8 protein-coding genes are annotated in these 18,598 nt (G+C 70.7%); 4 read left to right on the top strand and 4 right to left on the bottom strand.

The annotated features are described in order from the left end of the window. Positions 1-5 precede the first annotated feature (5 nt). Positions 6-401, bottom strand: a complete 396-nt coding sequence (locus ABZ707_RS27815) for a hypothetical protein (protein WP_360180071.1) — start codon at positions 399-401, stop codon at positions 6-8. Between the two features lie 495 nt (positions 402-896). Between ABZ707_RS27815 and gndA the strand changes: the two genes are divergently transcribed. The 3 genes from gndA to ABZ707_RS27830 all read left to right on the top strand — a co-directional run bounded on the left by gndA (position 897) and on the right by ABZ707_RS27830 (position 6,416). Further along, the gene (gene gndA, locus ABZ707_RS27820; RefSeq protein ID WP_360180073.1) at positions 897-2,339 is read left to right on the top strand and encodes an NADP-dependent phosphogluconate dehydrogenase; all 1,443 of its coding nucleotides are present in this window, start codon (positions 897-899) and stop codon (positions 2,337-2,339) included. 655 nt (positions 2,340-2,994) lie between these two features. After that, positions 2,995-4,170: an acyl-CoA dehydrogenase family protein gene (locus ABZ707_RS27825; protein WP_360180075.1), complete on the top strand. Its 1,176-nt coding sequence runs from the start codon at positions 2,995-2,997 to the stop codon at positions 4,168-4,170. Positions 4,171-4,991: 821 nt separating this feature from the next. After that, on the top strand, positions 4,992-6,416 hold the full coding sequence (locus ABZ707_RS27830; RefSeq protein WP_360180077.1) for an NAD(P)/FAD-dependent oxidoreductase: 1,425 nt from the start codon (positions 4,992-4,994) through the stop codon (positions 6,414-6,416). 195 nt (positions 6,417-6,611) lie between these two features. On the opposite strand, the gene ABZ707_RS27835 is transcribed toward ABZ707_RS27830, so the two are convergent. Continuing rightward, positions 6,612-7,484 carry an NAD(P)-binding domain-containing protein gene (locus tag ABZ707_RS27835; RefSeq protein WP_360180079.1) on the bottom strand — a complete coding sequence of 291 codons (873 nt, stop codon included), beginning with the start codon at positions 7,482-7,484 and terminating at the stop codon, positions 6,612-6,614. Between the two features lie 168 nt (positions 7,485-7,652). Between ABZ707_RS27835 and ABZ707_RS27840 the strand changes: the two genes are divergently transcribed. After that, the gene (locus ABZ707_RS27840) at positions 7,653-8,264 is read left to right on the top strand and encodes a TetR/AcrR family transcriptional regulator (RefSeq protein ID WP_360180081.1); all 612 of its coding nucleotides are present in this window, start codon (positions 7,653-7,655) and stop codon (positions 8,262-8,264) included. Positions 8,265-8,524: 260 nt separating this feature from the next. On the opposite strand, the gene ABZ707_RS27845 is transcribed toward ABZ707_RS27840, so the two are convergent. Together ABZ707_RS27845 and ABZ707_RS27850 are read right to left on the bottom strand one after the other, a co-directional pair. After that, positions 8,525-15,088 (bottom strand): thioester reductase domain-containing protein, encoded by a 6,564-nt coding sequence (locus ABZ707_RS27845; RefSeq protein ID WP_360180083.1) that lies wholly within the window; start codon positions 15,086-15,088, stop codon positions 8,525-8,527. 67 nt (positions 15,089-15,155) lie between these two features. Next, entirely contained in the window at positions 15,156-18,557 is a 3,402-nt protein-coding gene (locus tag ABZ707_RS27850) for an SDR family NAD(P)-dependent oxidoreductase (protein WP_360180085.1), read from the bottom strand. Positions 18,558-18,598 lie beyond the last annotated feature (41 nt).

An 18,598-nucleotide genomic window follows, 5' to 3' on the forward strand; every position in this document is an offset into this window, starting at 1 on the left:
TGCCCCTACGGGCGCGGGCGGTCGAACCAGTCCCTGCTGTCCCGTCCGGTGCAGAGGGCGACCATCACGCCACCCGCCACGATGCCGGCGCCCCACGCGCCACTGTCCGCCGTCATGCCGACCGCGCCAACGGCGGCGGTCAAGGAGCCGATGACCACCCCGCCGGTCCTGACGCCGTCGCCGCCCTTCGCGAACTTCGAAGCGATCACGAGGGAGATCGTGGCCAGCGCGCCGGCCAGGATCGCCGCCAGGAGGAGGGCTACCACTCCCACCAGGCCCAGAGCGCCGCTCTCGAAGGTGACACCGGCCACCGCGAACCACCCGGCGCCCACCGCGTTCAGCGCGCCCACGGCACAGAGCATGGCGCGGACGGACCTGACAGTGCCCGGCATCCGGGTCATGGACTTCCTTCGGACCGGGGATACGGACGGCATCAGCGCCGCCGCGCGTACCGGGGAGTGTACGACCGGCGGGGCCGGTGAATCGGGCGGGGTCGCGCGACCCCGCCTGACACCCACTCAAACACACTGCACGGCTGTGGCTGTTTCCCGTCCCTTCCACCGACGGGAAGCCGGTCTGTTGTGAAAGGATCACCCACAGCACGACAACGGATTGAGGGACACGGCCCGCGCGGCTCCGGTACGTCCGGCGCCCACCGGAACAGGACCGGCGCCCACCGTCGCCGGCTCCGGCCAGGAGCGGCGATGTCCTCCCCACGCGTGCTCCCAGGACCCTCCGACCCGGCACCTCGCGGTCGCGCCGACCCGGCGGACACGACACCACACGAGGAACCCGGAATGCGAAACGGTCCAGGCGGCTTGACGATTGATGAATGACCGCGTCCGGCGGCGGACGCGGCACAACGTTCCGTCCGAGAGAATCCAGGAGTACAAGCAATGAGTGGTACTGCCCAGATCGGCGTCACGGGGCTCGCGGTAATGGGGCGCAATCTTGCCCGGAACTTCGCCCGCAATGGCTTCACGGTCGCCGTGCACAACCGCACCGCGTCGAAAACCCGGGCCTTGGTCGACGAGTTCGGCGACGAGGGCACCTTTGTCGCGGCCGAGTCCGCCGAGGACTTCGTCGCGGCGCTGGAGCGTCCGCGCCGCCTGGTCATCATGGTGAAGGCCGGCGATCCGACGGACGCCGTGATCGAGGAGTTCGCCCCGCTGCTGGAGAAGGGCGACGTCATCATCGACGGCGGCAACGCCCACTTCGCCGACACCCGCCGCCGCGAGAAGGAGCTGCGCGAGCGCGGTATCCACTTCGTCGGAGTGGGCATCTCGGGCGGCGAGGAGGGCGCGCTGCACGGGCCGAGCATCATGCCCGGCGGCTCCGCCGAGTCGTACAAGTCGCTCGGTCCGCTGCTGGAGAAGATCGCCGCGAAGGCTCCCGACGGGGCGCCCACGGTGGCCCACATCGGCCCGGACGGCGCGGGCCACTACGTGAAGATGGTGCACAACGGCATCGAGTACGCCGATATGCAGCTCATCGCCGAGGCCTACCACCTGCTGCGTTCCGTCGCGGGCTACTCCCCCGCCAAGATCGCGGAGACGTTCCGGACCTGGAACACCGGCCGGCTCGACTCCTATCTGATCGAGATCACGGCCGAGGTGCTCGCCCACACCGACGAGGCGACCGGCAAGCCCTTCGTGGACGTCGTGGCCGACCAGGCCGAGCAGAAGGGCACCGGCCGCTGGACCGTACAGGTCGCCCTCGACCTGGGCGTGCCGGTCTCCGGTATCGCCGAGGCGGTCTTCGCCCGCTCACTGTCCGGACATGTGGGCCTGCGTGAGGCGTCCCATTCGCTGCCGGGCCCGAAGACGAAGCCGCTGAGCGAGTCGGAGGCCGCGCGCTTCGCCGACCAGGTCGAGCAGGCGCTGTACGCGTCCAAGATCGTGTCGTACACCCAGGGCTTCCACCAGATCCAGGCCGGCAGCGAGGAGTACGACTGGGACATCGACCTCGGTTCGGTGGCCGCGATCTGGCGGGCCGGCTGCATCATCCGCGCCGCGTTCCTCGACCGTATCCGCGAGGCGTTCGACAGCAGGCCCGACCTGCCGAGCCTGCTGTCGGACAAGCAGTTCGCCGAGGAGATCGGCGCGGCGCAGGACGACTGGCGCGATGTGGTCGCCACCGCGGTGCACCAGGGCGTGCCGACGCCGGGCTTCTCCGCGGCGCTCGCCTACTACGACGCACTGCGCGCGGAGCGGCTGCCCGCCGCGCTCACCCAGGCGCAGCGCGACTTCTTCGGCGCGCACACCTACCGGCGCACCGACCGGGAGGGCTCGTTCCACACCCTCTGGGGCGCCGACCGGACCGAGGTCCAGTCCGGCTGATCAGCTGAGCGGCCCGGGTGAGGGCTCCGGCTCCGGTACGGGGTCGGGGCCCGGCGGGCTGGGGATCGGGTCCGGCGCAGGCACGGGGCTGGGGCTCGGCGGCGGTGACGGACGCGGCGGCGGCGTGGGGATGGGCGCCGGTCCCGGCAGCGGCCCCGGCTCGGGTCCCTGCGGTCCTGGCGTCGGTGTGGGCGACGGAGGGACCGGGTCGGGGTGCGGAGTGGTCATGGCTGACCTCCTGTAGTGCGGGAGCGTGTGTTCCCAATGTCTCGCGGTGCGCCTGCCCACGCTCGCCAGGTCCATTCATGATCCCCGCACATCGGCGGGCGTGCGCCGGGGACTCACGGCGGCCATTCTCCTCACCGGAATTACCACCGCCTTTCCGCGCGGGTACGCGCGTGACGCGCCCCCGCGCCGCCATCGGCACGTAATAGTTCCGGCGCCTTTCGTCCATGGCGGAGAATTCGGCGCCCGACCCAACCGACCACCCATCATTCGGTAATAGAGAATTCTGACAACGCCGGTGAAGCGTCGATTACCGGAGCATGACCGGAGCACAGAAGCGTTTCCATACCCGGCCGGTAAGGTGACCCGCGGCAGTTGTCGAGGGATCGCTGACCTCGATCTACACATTGTGATGATTGGAGGGGGCAGTATGGCTACGTCCCAGGAGAACCTCGCGGTGGTGCTCGACGCCGTCAGGAAAATCTCTCCGACGCTGAGGGAAAACAGCTCAGCGGCGGAGTCCGGGCGCTGGATACCGGAAGAGAGTATCGAGCTGCTCAAGGACGCGGGCGTGTTCGGCGTCGCGGTGCCGGAGCGTTTCGGCGGCCTGGATCTTTCGGCCACCGACCAGGCCGAGATCCTGTCCGAGATCGCCCGGAGCTGCGGTTCGACCGGCTGGGTCGCGTCGGTCTGGATGTCGAGCACCTGGATCGCGAGCCTGTATCCGGACAAGGCTCAGGAAGAAATCTTCGCGAACGGATCGGTCCGGATCTCCGGTGGTTTCACCCCGTCGGGAACGCTCAAGGCGACCGACGGCGGATACATCCTGAATGGCACCTGGCGTTTTAACACCGGTGTCCGGGGGGCCGAATGGAACATATGCGCCGCCATCACGGAGCTGCCGGACGGATCGCATGAAGAGCTCTTCGCGATCGTGCCGATCGCGGATGTCTCGGTCGCTGACGACTGGGACACCTTCGGCGCGGCGGGAACGGGAAGCGTCACGTCCACGGTGAAGGACGTATTCGTCCCCGCTCACCGTGTGGTCGACGCCACCGTGTACGACGCCTCGACCCGGGAGCGCTGGAACGCGGACGTAAACGGCCGCAACTACAACCTCATCAGCTACATATTGGCGACCTGCGCGCCGGTGTACATCGGCCTCGCGAAGGCCGCGCTCGACCTCTTCCTCGAACGGCTCCCCGGCAAGGGAATCACCTACACGGACTGGACGGAGCAGAGCGCGCATCCGTACACCCAGATCCAGGTGGCGACCGCGGCCAACAAGATCGCGGCGTGCGAGGCGCTGCAGCAGGTCTGGCTGGAGAGCATCCAGACCACCGAGGACGCCGGCGAGAAGATGACCGTCGCGGCGAAGGCCGCCGTCCGCGGCCAGGTCGGCTATGTCGTGCAGACGGCCAAGGAGGCGGTCGAGGTGCTGTACAACATCTCCTCCGCCTCGACGATCTCGCGCGGCAACGCCTTCCAGCGGGTCTACCGGGACATCTCGGCCCTGTCGCTGCACGGTCTGCTGACCCCCGTCAGCTCCCTGGAGGCACACGGCCGGGTGCTCCTCGGCCTGGAGCCCGGTACCGAGTACATCTGACCGGCGCCGGGCGGTCGCGCCGGCTCGTCGGGGCCCCCGCGGCGCCACCGGCCCCGGCATCCCCGGGACGTTTCCCGGGGACGGGTGCGCCCGGGTGTCCCCGGCCCCTGAACCGCCCTTGTCCCGGTCCTGTGCCCCGACTGCCGTTCACGTGATCCATGTTCAAGTGATCCATGAGTGCCCCCGGTCCTTCGACCGGGGGCATTTGTGCTTTCGGTGAGCATTCTGGGCACGCCGGGGACGGCGGCGCAGTCCCTGATCTCGGAGAGTGCGGTCTCATTCCCAGAGAGTATTCGCGCGAAACCTCAATGTGCGAATTATTACCGTGCAATGGGCGGACATAGTCCGGTCGGTGACGGGCGCCCTTTACAGTCATGAGCAAGGCTTCGGCGCAAAGAACAAGGATGTTTTGCGCCGAGCCGTGCACGGGGGGAACAGCAATGACCAGACACATCCGGGGGCACCCCGGAAGCGCAGAAAATAGCCATTCTTCACGCGGCGGTCACGTCCGGAGGCAGCGCAGCCTTCCACTCGCAGACGTGACGGCCGCTTCCCACCGCCTTCCGCTCCGCTTCCAGGGGGAATGACGGCGCGGATCTTTTTCGGCACCCGCATATGACGCAGAGCGCCCAGATGTAGGCCGCAGCATTCCATGACGACGAGCTGACGCCGTTTGTCTCCGGTGTGCCTCTGCACCGCACAGCGATTCAGCAGGCCACGGCTTACGAGACGTCAGTCGATGCCGTGCGCCCGGCTGATTCGGCGTGCGTTCCTCCGCCCGATGGCGAACACCCGACACCCAACATCAGTGGAGTACATTCATGTCTTTCCGTGGCACTCAATCCAGCCATCCGGCCGACCGCCGGTTCGGTCGCCGCAGCCTTCTCAAGGCAGCCGGCGCGGCCGCGCTGTCCGCCCCGCTCATTCCGGCCACGGCCGGTGTGGCACGGGCCAAGGACGCCGCGACGGTGGACGCCATTGTCATCGGCGCCGGATACGCGGGCGGCACCGTGGCGAGGGAGCTCGCGCTCCGGGGTCTGAAGCCGCTCGTGCTCGAAGCGCGGAACCGGATCGGTGGCCGGATCTGGACCGGGACCTTCTCCGGCGCACAGGTCGAGATAGGCGGGAGCTGGCTCGGTCCCCAGCAGACACTGATCCACAAGGAACTCAACCGCTACAAGCTGAGCACCTTCGAGGACGTCGCCGCCGAACAGGTCGTCCTCCCCGGGGACCAGGGGTTCCAGATCCTTCCGCCCGCGGACGCGTACAACACCCTCGGCAAGTTGTGGGGTGAGTTCTACGCGGGATCGGAGAAGTACTTCGAGCGGCCCCACGAGCCGCTGTTCCGCAAGGACCTGCTGGCGGCGGTGGACCCGCTGTCGCTGGCCGACCGGCTCGGGCAGATGCAGCTTTCGCCGACTGAGCTGCAGTGGCTCAACAGCGAGACGTCCGTGTACTCCGGCGGACCCAGCACCCGTGGGTCGCTGACCGGTATGGCCCAGTGGATCCAGCTCTCCGGCGGCTCGTACGGCACCTACTCGACCACGATGAGTCTGAGACCCACGGGCGGCATGACGGCGGCGCTCCAGGCGATGTTCGACGAGTCCCGGGCCGACATACGTCTCAACTCCCCGGTGAAGAAGGTGACCGAGTCGAACGGACTGGTGACGGTCGAGACCGCCGCCGGCGCCCGGTTCGTCTCGCCGGTGGTGGTCGTGGCCACTCCCGCCAATGTGTGGAAGACCATCACCTTCAGCCCCGGGCTGCCCGCCGCGCACACGCAGGCCACCACTCAGGGCATCGGCGTACCGCACGCCACCAAGATGTGGGTCCATGTCCGGGGCAATGTCCCGGCGACGGCCGCCCAGGCGGGCGAGGGCTCGCCGATCCTTCTCATGGTGCCGCAACAGCAGCTCTCCGACGGGCGGTTGTTCATCGCGTTCACCGGTCCCTCGCTGAACGTCAACAACGCGGCTCAGGTGCAGGCGGCCGTCCAGCAGTTCCTGCCCGGGACCACACTCATCCGCTACCAGGCGATGGAGTGGGCCAAGGACCAGTACACGATGGGGGGCTGGGGTCTGCGCCGGCCCAATCAACTGCTTCAGCTCTTTCCCAGGATCGAGGAACCGCACGGCCGCATTGTGTTCGCGGGTGCCGACATCGCGAGGGGCTGGCACGGCGCGTTCATCGAGGGAGCGATCGAGTCCGGCTTCCGGGCGGCCGAGCAGGCGGCGGCGCTGGCCTGACGAAGAGCCGCCGGGCCTCGCCGACTACCGGGTGAGGCACTGAGGGCCGGGTCTCCGGGGACTGTCCGCGGAGACCCGGTTCGGGGCACGGCGAAGACCCGTACCGTCCCCGGTGGGCGCGTGGCACAGGCCGGGCCACCCGCGCCGGGGACAGTACGGACCGAGGCCATGTCCTCGGTCCGTGGAACCGCAGGCTCAGACGGCGGGCTTCTTCAGCACCTCGATGAGGCTGGAGAAGCTGTTCTCGCCGAAGCCCTTCGCCATACCGGCGTTGAAGATCTCAGCGACGGCGGCCGGCAGCACGGTGCTGACGCCCGCGTCCTTGTGCGTGTGCAGGACGTGGTCGACACTGGCCGCTCCCATGGCCAGCCGGTCCACGTCACCCGGGTACTCCGCGGAGTCCACGTGCTGCGCGTACAGCTCCAGGAAGTGAGGCATCATCGACGTCATCATCGTGGCGTAGGGCAGCAGTTCCTTCGCCGAGACACCGTTGGCCTGGCCCAGCGCGAGGGTCTGGTAGTAGCTCAGCATCGTGGTCCAGAAGATGGTCATCTGGGCCTGGTAGTACATGGCCGCGAGGCCGGCGTCCTCGCCGCGGTAGTCCGCGTTGGTGAGGACCTTCAGGGTCTCCTCGTGGGCCTCGAAAACATCCTGCGGACCGCTGTAGTAGGTGGAGGACTCGGGCTTGCCGATCAGCGGCGGCGGCACCTGCACACCACCGGTGAGGTGCTTCGCACCGTGCTTCGCCGCCCACTTGGCCGCCTCGCGTGCCTTGTCCGGGGTGTCCGAGCTCAGGTTGGCGATGACCTTGCCGGACAGGGAGGACGTCACCGGCTCGAGAATGGCGTACACCGCGTCGTAGTCCGTCAGGCTGAGCACGATCAGCTCATTGGCGCTCAGCGCGTCCTCGACGGTGGGGGCCAGTGTGGCACCCCGGGCAACAAGCGCCTCGGCCTTGCTGGCGGTCCGGTTCCACACGGTCACCTCGTGGCCGTTGTCCAGGAAGGTGTTCACCATCGCCTGGCCCATCGGACCGAGACCGATAACAGTTACCGATTGCTTGCTCATCTGGAGCTCTCCTTGATTCATCTCGGGTGAACCGCCCTGTCGCCGCTCAGGCATGGGGATGGACGGAGCGGCGACAGGGCGACCGGCTCGATCCACTAGAACGAGCGATCTATCCAGAACAATGTAGCAGCCTTCCAGAACGATCGCTCTATCAAGTAGATTGATGACATGGAGACCAAGCCGCACCGCGAGAGCGCCAGAGACACGGAGGCGGGGGTCGGCACGCGCGAGCGGGTGGTGCGCGCCGCTTCGCGACTGCTCCAGCGGCAGGGATACGAGGGCACCGGGATCAAACTGATCGCCCGGGAGGCCGAGGCCACACTCGGTTCCGTGTACCACTTCTTCCCCGGTGGCAAGGAGGAGTTGGCCGTCGCGGCGATCCAGCACGGCGACCAGGAGTTCGCCGACGCTCTCCGTGCCGGGCTCGACAGCGCGGAAGATCCGGCGGTCGCGGTGGAGAACTGCGCCCGGCATCTCGCCACCGCTCTGCGCGAGTCGGGCTGGACCGACGGCTGTCCGGTCACCTCGACCGCTCTGGAGACGCTCGGGCGCACGCCGCGTATCCAGGAAGCCTGCTACGCGGCGCTGCGGAACTGGCAGAACGTGCTGGCCGCCAAGTTCCGCGGCAGCGGTTTCAGCGAAGAGGCGGCAGAAGATCTCGCCTCCACCGTGCTGTCCGCCCTCGAAGGCGCCGAGATGACCTCACAGGTCTTCCAGAGCGAGCAGCCGCTGCTCACGGCGGGCCGGCACATGGCACTGCTGGTCAAGTCCTGGTCGTAGGCGTAGACCGCCGGGCCCGCGCGAGCGGCCGGGGCGGGGCCGCCGTACAGCGGGCGGTCTCGGTGTCGGTTGCGACAGCGTGTGTCAGTGTGCCGAAGTGGCAAAGTGTCGGTAAGTCGGTGTGTTCGTCTCCCCGTGCGCGACTCCGGGGTGACGGGAGCGGGGTGGTGGCCCTCCTGCCAGGACGGCCACCACCCCGTTCTTCCTCTCCGCCGGTCTCCGGGCGCGGTCCCGGCGGCCCGCGTGGGCCCGGCCCCGGATCAGTGAGCGGCCGGGAAATGCCCCTCCCGGACAAAGAAGTCCACATACGTCGCGAACAGTTCCCCGGTCAGCGGCGGGCAGTTGATCCCCGTGCCCTCCAGCGCCGCTTCCGTCTCGGTGGTGTCGATGGGCGGATAGAAGGCGTCCGTGTCCGAGGTCATCATCTCGAACGCGTGCAGGAGAGGCAGTAGCGCGTTGTTCCGGTCCGCCCGCACCGCCGCGCTCCACTGCTGCCAGTCGGCCTCGCCCAGCCGGTACCCCAGGCCGCGTAGCTGCGACACACAGTCGGACAGGGTCAGATAGCTCTGGTTGAACAGATGGAAGGTGCCGCCGGCCGTCTCGGGCTTGACGGAGATCCCGATGATCGCCGCGCTGACGTAGTCGACGGGCAGCAGATGGAAGCGGCCGTCGACGCCGGACGGCACGGCCTCCGCCTGGAGCAGCCCCTTGAGGCTGAGCCAGACGAAGTCGCGGGTCTGGCAGGCGCCGTTGCGCTGGTCGCCGGAGATCACGTCCACGCGGTAGACCGAGACGGGCATTCCCCGGTCGCGGGCCAGCCCGACGATCTGCTCGGCGACCCACTTGCTCCGCAGATAGCCGCTGGGCAGCGCTTCGGCCGGGCCGGTGGGGTCGGTCACCTTGAGCGGCACACCCTCGGTCACCGCACCGTCGAAGACACCGACCGTGGAGACATAGTGGACCGGGACCGTGCGGTGGCGCGCGGCCAGCCGGAGTATCTCCTCGGTGCCACGGACATTCGCCGCGCGCAGCGCCGAGTACGGATGCAGCCAGTGGACCGTCGCGCCCGCGTGGTAGACGACATCGGCCGTGCGGGCCAGCGCGTCGAAGACCTCCGGGGACAGACCGAGTCCTTCCTCGGCGAGGTCGCCGACCAGGACCGAGAGCCGGTCGGGATCGATGTCCTCCCAGACCCGGTACCACTCCAGACTGGTACGCAGCCGTTGGTACGCGGCTTCCTCGTCGGCGCCGCGCACCAGGCAGTGGATCCGCGCCCCGGTGGTACGCATCAGGTCGCGCAGCAGAAACGCACCGAGGAAGCCGCTCGCTCCCGTCAGCAGGATCTCCCGCGGACTTCCGGTGGCGCTCACGATCTCGGCGGCGGGCCGGATGTCATCGGCGAGACGGATGTCTGCCGCGTAGTCGACGGTGTCCTGAGCGGCGCTCCGCCCGTCGGCCGCAGGGCCGGCGCCCTCGGCGAGGATCTCGGCCCGCAGCCCGGCGGCCAGGGCCTCGGGGGTCGGATGGTCGAAAACCAGAGTGGCGGGCAGCCGCAGACCGGTCACGGCGGCGAGCCGGTTGCGCAGTTCCACCGACGTCAGCGAGTCGAACCCCAGTTGAGAGAAGGGCCGTTCGCGGTCGATGCCCCGGCCGCCGCTGTGCCCGAGGACACCGGCCATCGCGTCGAGCAGTGCCTTCAGCACCACCTCCTGCTGCTCCGCCTCGGTCAGGCCGGCCAGCCGGTCGGCGAGACCGGCTCCCTCGTCGGCTGCCGCGCGGGCGACACCGCGCACCGGGGTACGGACCAGGGAGCGGAGCACGGCCGGCACCTGGGACTGGCCGCGGAGCACCGCCAGGTCCAGCGGGGTGGCGACGGTGTACGGGCGGCCGAGCCGCAGCGCCAGGTCGAGCAACGCGGGGCCCTGCTCGGTGGCGACCGCGCGGAAGCCACTGCGGGCGATGCGCCGGAGATCGGTCTCGGTCAGCCCGCCGGTCAGTCCGGAGCTCTGCTCCCACAGGCCCCAGGCGACGGAGAGGGCCGGCAGTCCGTGCGCGGCGCGGTGCTGGGCGAGCGCGTCCAGGAAGCTGTTGGCCGCGGCGTAGTTGGACTGGCCCGGCCCGCCGATCACGGCGGCGACGGACGAGAACAGCACAAAGGCGGTCAGGTCCAGATCCCGGGTCAGCTCGTGCAGGTGCCAGGCCGCGTCGGCCTTCGGACCCAGCACGCCGTCCAGCCGCCGCGCGTTCTGCGCGGCGACGAGTCCGTCGTCCAGGATGCCCGCCGTGTGGACGACCCCGGTCAGCGGATGCTCCTCCGGTACCCGGGCCAGCAGCGCGGCGAGCGCCGCACGGTCGGAGACATCACACGCCTCGACCGTGACCGTCGCCCCCAGTGCCGTCAGCTCTCCGGCCAACTCCGTTGCCCCCGCTGCCTGTTCGCCCCGACGGCTCACCAGAAGCAGACGACGTACTCCATGCCGGGACACCAGGTGTCTGGCGAACAGGCCGCCGAGCGAACCGGTACCGCCGGTGATCAGCACCGTGCCCCCGGGGCTCCAGACCGGCTCCGCGCCCCGGTCCTCGCGCCGGATCCGGGCCAGGCGGGGCACCAGCACCCGGCCCTCGCGGATCGCGCCCTGGGTCTCACCGGCTGCCAGCAGACCGGACAGCAGTGTGTCCCTGGTCGTGTCCGTGACGGTGGCCGCGCCGGACGGCAGGTCGACAAGGACGGCACGGCCGGGTGCTTCGGACTGCGCCGAACGCAACAGTCCCCAGGCCGCCGCACCGCCCAGATCGGTGATGTCGTCCCCGTCCGACACCGCCACCGCGCCGGAGGTCAGCACCACCAGCGGCACATCCGAAAGCCGCTCCTCCGCCAGCCATTCGCGCACCAGCGTCAGCGCCCGGCCGGTGGTGTCACGCACCGAAGCGGTGGTGTCGGCGGCCCCGCGCTCGGAGGTCAGGTGTACGTACACGGCGTCGACCGGCGCTCCGGACGCGACCGCGGCGGCGGCCTCGGCCACGGTCGGGAAGGCGGTGGTGCCCGTCCTGGCGCCACCGAGCAGGGCCCACCGGCGCTCGGTGACGGCCGCGGGCAGCGGGGACGGCGTCCACTCGATCCCGAAGAGCGCGTCATGGGGCCGGCTCTTCGCGGAGGCGAGGCCGGCGATGTCGAAGGGCCGCACGGTCACGGCGTCCGCCTCGGCGACGAGTTGGCCCGTCGGATCGGTGAGGCGCAGTGTGAAAGATCCGTCCGGCGAGCCGTCCGCCGGAGCGAGACGGACCCGCAGGGCGGTGGCGTGGGTGGCGTACAGGCGTACGCCACGCCACTGAGCGGGCGTTCCCGCCCGGCTGGTGGGTCCGGTGAGCAGCAGCGGCTGGAGCGCTGCTTCCAGCAACGCGGGGTGCAGCCCGTACTCGGGGGCCCGTTCCGCCATCGCGTCGGGCAGCAGGACCTCGGCGAACAGTTCGTCGCCGTGCCGCCACAGCCCGGTGAGGCCCTGGAAGGCCGGTCCGTACTGTATTCCGGCTTCCGCGAGGCGCGACAGCACATCGGCCACCGGAAGCGTTTCGGCGCCGGCCGGCGGCCAGGGTGCCGCCGCCCCGGCGGAGTGCGGCGCGGTGAGCGGGCCGGAGCTGAGCCGGCCGTGTGCGTGCCGTACCCAGGACGCACCGGTGTCGTCGGGGCGGGAGTGGCAGGCGAGGGCATGGTGGCCGGACGCGTCGGGCGCGCCGACCGTGATCCGCACATGAACGCCGCCGTCGGCGGGCAGCACCAGCGGTGTTTCGACCGTGAGCGTGTCCAGCGCGGTGCAGCCGACCTCGTCGCCCGCCTGTATCGCCAGCTCCACCAGCGCGGCGACCGGCAGGACGGCCGTGTTGTCCACGGTGTGTTCGGCCAGCCAGGGGTGGGTGCGTAGCGACAGCCGGCTGGTGAACACCGCCTCGTCGCTCTCTCCCAGCCGCAGGGCAGCGCCCAGCAGCGGATGCCCGGCCGGCTCAAGTCCGAGCCCGGTGGCGTCCGTACGCGCCTCGGCCGCCTCCACCCAGTAGCGCTGGTGCTGGAAGGCGTAGGTGGGCAGCGGCACCGTGCGGGCCCCGGTGCCGGCGTAGAACGCCTGCCAGTCGGGCCGTGTGCCGGTCTGGTGCAGCAGTCCGAGCCCGCCCACCAGGCTGCGGGACTCCGGCTGGTTCCGGCGCAGCAGGGCGATGGTGAGGGCGGCGCCGGGCCGGTCCGCGAGGACGCTCCGGGCGAGGGCGGTGAGGACGCCGTCGGGGCCGATCTCGGCGAAGGCCGTCACGCCCTGTTCGTGGAGGGCCGTCACGGCTTCGGCGAACCGTACGGCCTGCCGGACCTGGCTCACCCAGTAGTCGGCGGAGCGCAGCTCGTCGCCGGAGGCGAGCCGGCCGGTCAGTGTCGACACCACCGGGATACGGGGATCACGGTAGGAGACGCGTTTCGCCGCCGTACGGAACTCCTCCAGCATCGCGTCCATGTGCGGCGAGTGGAACGCGTGGGACACCGTCAGCCGGTTTGTCCGGCTGCCCTGCGCCTCGAAGTGCCGTGCGATCTCCGCCACGGCCGCTGTGTCGCCGGAGAGCACCACGGAGGACGGTCCGTTGACGGCGGCGATGCTCACTTCGTGTTCGCGGCCCGCCAGCGCCGCCGCCACTTCCGGCTCCGCCACGCGGACGGCCACCATCGCGCCACCCCGGGGCAGCGCCTGCATCAGCCGGGCGCGGGAGGCGACCAGCCAGGCGGCGTCCGCCAGATCGAGCACTCCGGACACATGCGCGGCCGCCAGCTCTCCCACCGAATGCCCCGCGACCGCGTCCGGTGTGACACCCCAGGACTCCAGCAGCCGGAACAGCGCCACCTCGAACGCGAACAGCGCGGGCTGGGTAAAGCCGGTCTCCGTGAGCAGCGCGGCCTCCGCCGAGCCCTCCTCGGCGAACATCACGGGTTGCAACGGGCGTTCGAGATGAGGGTCGAGCGCCGCGCACACCTCGTCCAGCGCGCTCGCGAAGGCGGGCCAGGACGCGTACAGCTCACGTCCCATCCCGGCCCGCTGCGCGCCCTGCCCCGAGAACAGGAACGCCGTCCTGCCCGGGGACCGCACACCGCTCACCACACCGGGGGCCGGCCGGCCCTCCGCCAACGACCGCAACCCGTCGGCCAGTTCCGCCCGGTCACCGCCGACGACGGTGGCGCCGTGGTCGTGTGCGGTCCTGGTGGTGGCCAGGGAGAGGCCGATGTCGGCGATGTCCAGTTCCGGGTGCGCTCCGACGTACTGGGACAGCCGCGCGGCCTGAGCCCGGAGGGCGTCCTCTGTTCTCGCCGAGAGCTGCCAGGGCACCAGGGGCAGGCGTCCTGACTCCGGCCGCCGGTCCTCCGCCGGTTCTCCGTCCTCGGGGCCGGGCTGTTCGAGGATGACGTGCGCGTTGGTGCCGCTGACACCGAACGCGGAGACGGCCGCGCGCCGGGGGCCCCCGGCGCGGGCGGGCCAGGGGCGGGCCTCGGCGAGGAGTTCCACGGCTCCGGCCGACCAGTCGACCATTGGCGTCGGTTCCGCGAGGTGCAGTGTTCTGGGCAGCACACCGTGCCGCATCGCCTGCACCATCTTGATCACACCACCGACACCGGCGGCGGCGACCGTGTGACCGATGTTGGACTTCAACGAGCCCAGCAGAAGAGGCTGTTCGCGTTTCTGCCCATAGGTGGCGAGCAGGGCCTGGGCCTCGATCGGATCACCGAGCCGGGTCCCCGTGCCATGTGCCTCCACCGCGTCGACCTCGGCCGCAGTCAGACCCGCGCTCGCCAGCGCCTGCCGGATCACCCGCTCCTGCGAGGGACCGTTGGGAGCCGTCAGACCGTTGCTGGCGCCGTCCTGGTTCACCGCGCTGCCCCGCACCACGGCCAGCACCCGATGGCCGTTCCTGCGGGCGTCCGAGAGTTTCTCCACGACGAGCAGGCCGACCCCTTCCGACCACGAGGTGCCGTCGGCCGAGGCGGAGAACGACTTGATCCGGCCGTCGGGCGCCAGTCCCTTCTGCCGCGAGAAGTCCACGAATCCGCCGGGCGTCGCGGTGACGGTGGCGCCGCCCGCCAGCGCGAGCGTCGACTCGCCGCTGCGCACCGACCGTACCGCCAGATGCAGGGCGACCAGCGACGACGAACATGCCGTGTCCACCGAGAGCGCCGGGCCCTCCAGGCCGAAGGTGTAGGAGATCCGGCCGGAGGCGACACTGCTGAGCTTGCCGGTCATCAGATAGCCCTCGAACTCCTCGGGCCCCTCAAGTCCCAGGTAGCTCTGCTCCACCACACCCGCGAAGACACCGGTCTTCGAGCCCTTGAGCGTGGCCGGATCGATCCCGGCGTTCTCGAACGCCTCCCAGGCGGTCTCCAGCAGGACCCGCTGCTGGGGGTCCATCGCCAGTGCCTCGCGCGGGGAGATGCCGAAGAAGCCGGGGTCGAACAGCGCGGCACCGTCGAGGAATCCGCCCTCCCGGGTGTACGAGGTGCCGGCCTCCTCGGGGTCGGGGCTGTAGAGCGCCTCCAGGTCCCAGCCGCGGTCGGTGGGGAACGCGCCGATCGCGTCGGTGCCGTCCGCGACCAGCCGCCACAGATCGTCCGGCGATGTGACACCCCCGGGGAACCGGCATGCCATCCCCACGATCGCGACGGGCTCCTCGCCGGCTGTCTCCAGCTCGGTGATCCGCTCGCGCGCCTTCTGCAGGTCGGTCGTCACCCATTTCAGGTAGTCGACCAGCTTCTGCTCTTTGGCCTCGGCCTGCTTCTGCTCATTGGACCTGTCTGCGGACATGCGGAATCAGTCTCTCCTCGGTACGGCACGATGCCATGAACGCGATACGGGAGGGTGCGCCGGACGGTCAGCCCGCCGCGCGGCCGAGCTGGGTGTCGATGAAGGCGAAGATCTCGTCCGTCGAGGCGGAGTCGATCAGGTCCTGCCGCGGTGCGGTGTCCGTGGTGTCCACGGGCGCGGTCACCTTCGCCAGCAGGGTCTGGAGGCGTACGGAGATCCCGGAGCGGGCCTCGTCGTCCTGCGGAAGCTCCGCCAACGACGCCTCGATACGGTCCAGTTCCTCGTGCACGGAGCGAGCCGGGTCCACGGTTTCCGGGGCGGCCTCGGCCAGCAGATACGCGGCGAGGGCGGCCGGGTTCGGATGGTCGAAGACCAGGGTGGCGGGCAGCCGGACGCCGGTCGCGGCGCCCAGCCGGTTGCGCAGTTCCACACCGGTCAGCGAGTCGAAGCCCAGCTCCTGGAAGGGCCGGTCCGGTGCGATTCCGGCCGGGCTCCGGTGGCCCAGGACCGCCGCGACCGTGGTGGTGACGGTGCGCAGCAGATACTCCTCGCGCTCGGCTTGGGACAGCCCCGCCAGCCGTTCGCTCAGGGCCGGCTCCCCGGCCGTGCGCGCGCTGGTGTCCTCGCCCGTACCGGCGGCCCGCGCGCCGGTGGTGACCGCCGGAGAGATCACCGGCGAGGCCACCAGGGCCGCCACACCCGAGGCCAGCCCCCGGTCGAACAGGGTCCTTCCCTCGTCCTCGGTGACAGGCCGGAATCCGTCCCGGGCGAATCGGGTCATGTCCCTCTCGGTCAGACCGGCGTTGATACCACGGCTCCCCCAGAGGCCCCAGGCGAGCGAGGTGGCGGGCAGTCCCCGGGCGGCGCGGTGCCGGGCGAGCGCGTCCAGAAAGGCGTTGGCCGCCGCGTAGTTGGACTGACCCGGTGCGCCGAAGACTCCCGCCGTGGAGGAGAAGAGCACAAAGGCGGTGAGATCCAGGTCCTTGGTCAGTTCGTGCAGGTGCCAGGCTGCGTCGGCCTTCGGCCTCAGCACCCGGTCCAGCCGTTCGGTGTCCTGCGCCGGGAGCAGACCGTTGTCCAGGACGCCGGCGGTGTGGACGACGCCGGTCAGCGGATGCTCTTCCGGAATCCGCGCCAGCAGCGCGGCGAGGGCCTCCCGGTCCGAGACATCGCAGGCCGCGACCGTGACCGTGGCTCCCAGGCCGGTCAGTTCGTCCGTCAACGTGCCCGCGCCCGGGGAGCGTTCGCCCTGGCGGCTGACCAGCAGCACATGACGTACGCCGTGCCCGGCCACCAGGTGCCGCGCGAACACACCGCCGAGCGCACCGGTGCCGCCGGTGATCAGGACCGTACCCTCGGGATCCCAGACCGGGCCGTCGCCTCCTGCGCCACGGACGGCCGTCAGCCCCGGTGTGAACACACTGCCTTTGCGTACGGCCGTCTGAGGCTCTGACCCGACCGCGACGGCGGACAGTGCCTCGTCCGTCACCGAGTGCGCGTCGACCAGCACGATGCGGCCGGGTGCCTCGGACTGCGCGGAGCGCACCAGTCCCCAGGCCGCCGCACCGCCCAGATCAGTGAGGTCGTCCCCTTCGGACACCGCCACGGCGCCCGAGGTCAGCACCACGAGCCGGACCTCCGCCAGCCGCTCCTCGGCCAGCCACTCGCGCACCAGCGCCAGCGCGCGATGCGGTCCTTCGACGGCACGTTCCGAAGGGAGGTCCGGCGGGAAGGGCAGGAGTACCGCGTCGATCCGTGTGCCGGACGCCACCGCGCGGGCGATCCCCGCGACATCGGGGAACCGGTCGGCGCCGGGCAGTGCCTCGGTCGTCCGGTCCGCCGGAGCGAGAACCGCCCAGTGCGGCGGCTCTTCCGGCGCCGGTACGGTGGCCGGCGCCCATACGACCCGGAACAGCGCGTCCTCCGCCGGGGCGGATCCGGTGACCTCGGGGCGCAGCCAGTAGGGCTGGTGCTGGAAGGCGTAGGTGGGCAGTTCCACCCGGCGGGCCCCGGTGCCGGCGAAGAACGCCTGCCAGTCCGCCACCACGCCTCGGCAGTGCAGCGCGGAGAGCGCGGCGACGAGTTCCTCGGGCTCCGGCCGCCGGCCGCGCACTGCGGGGACGGCCACAGTGGTGTCGGGCTGCTCGACGGCTCCTGCCACCAGGGCGCTGAGCACCCCGCCGGGGCCGACCTCCAGCAGCGTGGTGACGCCCTCCGCCTCCAGTGTGCGGGCCGCGTCGGCGAACCGGACGGCGTGCCGCACCTGGTCCACCCAGTAGTCCGCGGTCCGCAGATCGTCACCGGAGGCGACCTGTCCGGTCAGTGTCGACACGACGGGGATGTCCGCGGCGCCGAAGGTGACTTCCTTGGCCGCCGTACGGAAGTCCTCCAGCATTCCGTCCATGTGCGGCGAATGAAAGGCGTGCGACACGGCCAGGCGGCTGGTCCGGCGCCCCAGCGCGGCGAAATGACCGGCGATCTCCGCCACGGCCGCCTCGTCTCCGGACACCACCACCGAGGGGCCGTTCACGGCGGCGACGGCGACCTCGCCCGCGCGTCCCGCCAGCAGCGGAGCCACCTCCTGCTCCGCCGCCTGGACGGCCACCATCGCCCCGCCCCGGGGCAGCGCCTGCATCAGCCCGGCCCGGGCGGCCACCAGCCTCACTCCATCGCTCAGGGTCAGGATTCCCGAGACATGCGCCGCCGTCAGCTCTCCCACCGAATGCCCCGCCACCACGTCCGGTGTCACACCCCAGGACTCCAGCAGCCGGAACAGCGCCACCTCGAACGCGAACAGCGCGGGCTGAGTGAAGCCGGTCTCCTCCAGCAGCGCGGCCTCCGCCGAGCCCTCGGCCGCGAACATCACGGACTTCAGGGGGCGTGGCAGATGCGGATCGAAGGCGGCGCACACCGCGTCCAGCGCGTCCGCGAACACCGGATAGGACGCGTACAGCTCATGTCCCATCCCGGCCCGCTGCGCACCCTGCCCCGAGAACAGGAACGCCGTCCTGCCCGGGGACCGCACACCACTCACCACACCGGGGCCCGGCCGGCCCTCCACCAGCGACCGCAACCCGTCGAGCAGCGCCTCCCGGTCGCCACCGACCACCGCCGCGCCATGGCCGAAACGGGCGCGCGTGGTGGCGAGGGAGTACGCCACATCCGGCCCGGACAGCTCGCCGCGCGCCTCGGCCATCGCGAGCAGCCGGCGTGCCTGCGAGCTCAGCGCCTCCGGGGTACGGGCCGACAGCAGCCAGGGCACCACGCCGCCGGTCGTGTTCTCGGTGACGTCCCCGGTCACGGGCTCCGGACCGGCCTCCTCGACTATCACATGGGCGTTGGTGCCGCCGAAGCCGAAGGAGGAGACGGCGGCACGGCGCGGCCGGTCCACCTCGGGCCACTCCCGCTCCTCGGTCAACAACTCCACCGCACCCGACTCCCAGTCCACATGCGGCGACGGCTCCTCCACATGCAACGTCCTCGGCAACACACCATGCCGCATCGCCTGCA

This window comes from Streptomyces sp. NPDC006923 (assembly GCF_040635655.1).
Taxonomy (GTDB): domain Bacteria; phylum Actinomycetota; class Actinomycetes; order Streptomycetales; family Streptomycetaceae; genus Streptomyces.

Coding starts and splice junctions, on each gene's coding strand:
- ABZ707_RS27815 (WP_360180071.1), bottom strand. CDS start 401: ATGACCCGGATGCCGGGCACTGTCAGGTCCGTCCGCGCCATGCTCTGT.
- ABZ707_RS27835 (WP_360180079.1), bottom strand. CDS start 7,484: ATGAGCAAGCAATCGGTAACTGTTATCGGTCTCGGTCCGATGGGCCAG.
- ABZ707_RS27825 (WP_360180075.1), top strand. CDS start 2,995: ATGGCTACGTCCCAGGAGAACCTCGCGGTGGTGCTCGACGCCGTCAGG.
- ABZ707_RS27840 (WP_360180081.1), top strand. CDS start 7,653: ATGGAGACCAAGCCGCACCGCGAGAGCGCCAGAGACACGGAGGCGGGG.
- ABZ707_RS27830 (WP_360180077.1), top strand. CDS start 4,992: ATGTCTTTCCGTGGCACTCAATCCAGCCATCCGGCCGACCGCCGGTTC.
- ABZ707_RS27845 (WP_360180083.1), bottom strand. CDS start 15,088: ATGTCCGCAGACAGGTCCAATGAGCAGAAGCAGGCCGAGGCCAAAGAG.
- gndA (WP_360180073.1), top strand. CDS start 897: ATGAGTGGTACTGCCCAGATCGGCGTCACGGGGCTCGCGGTAATGGGG.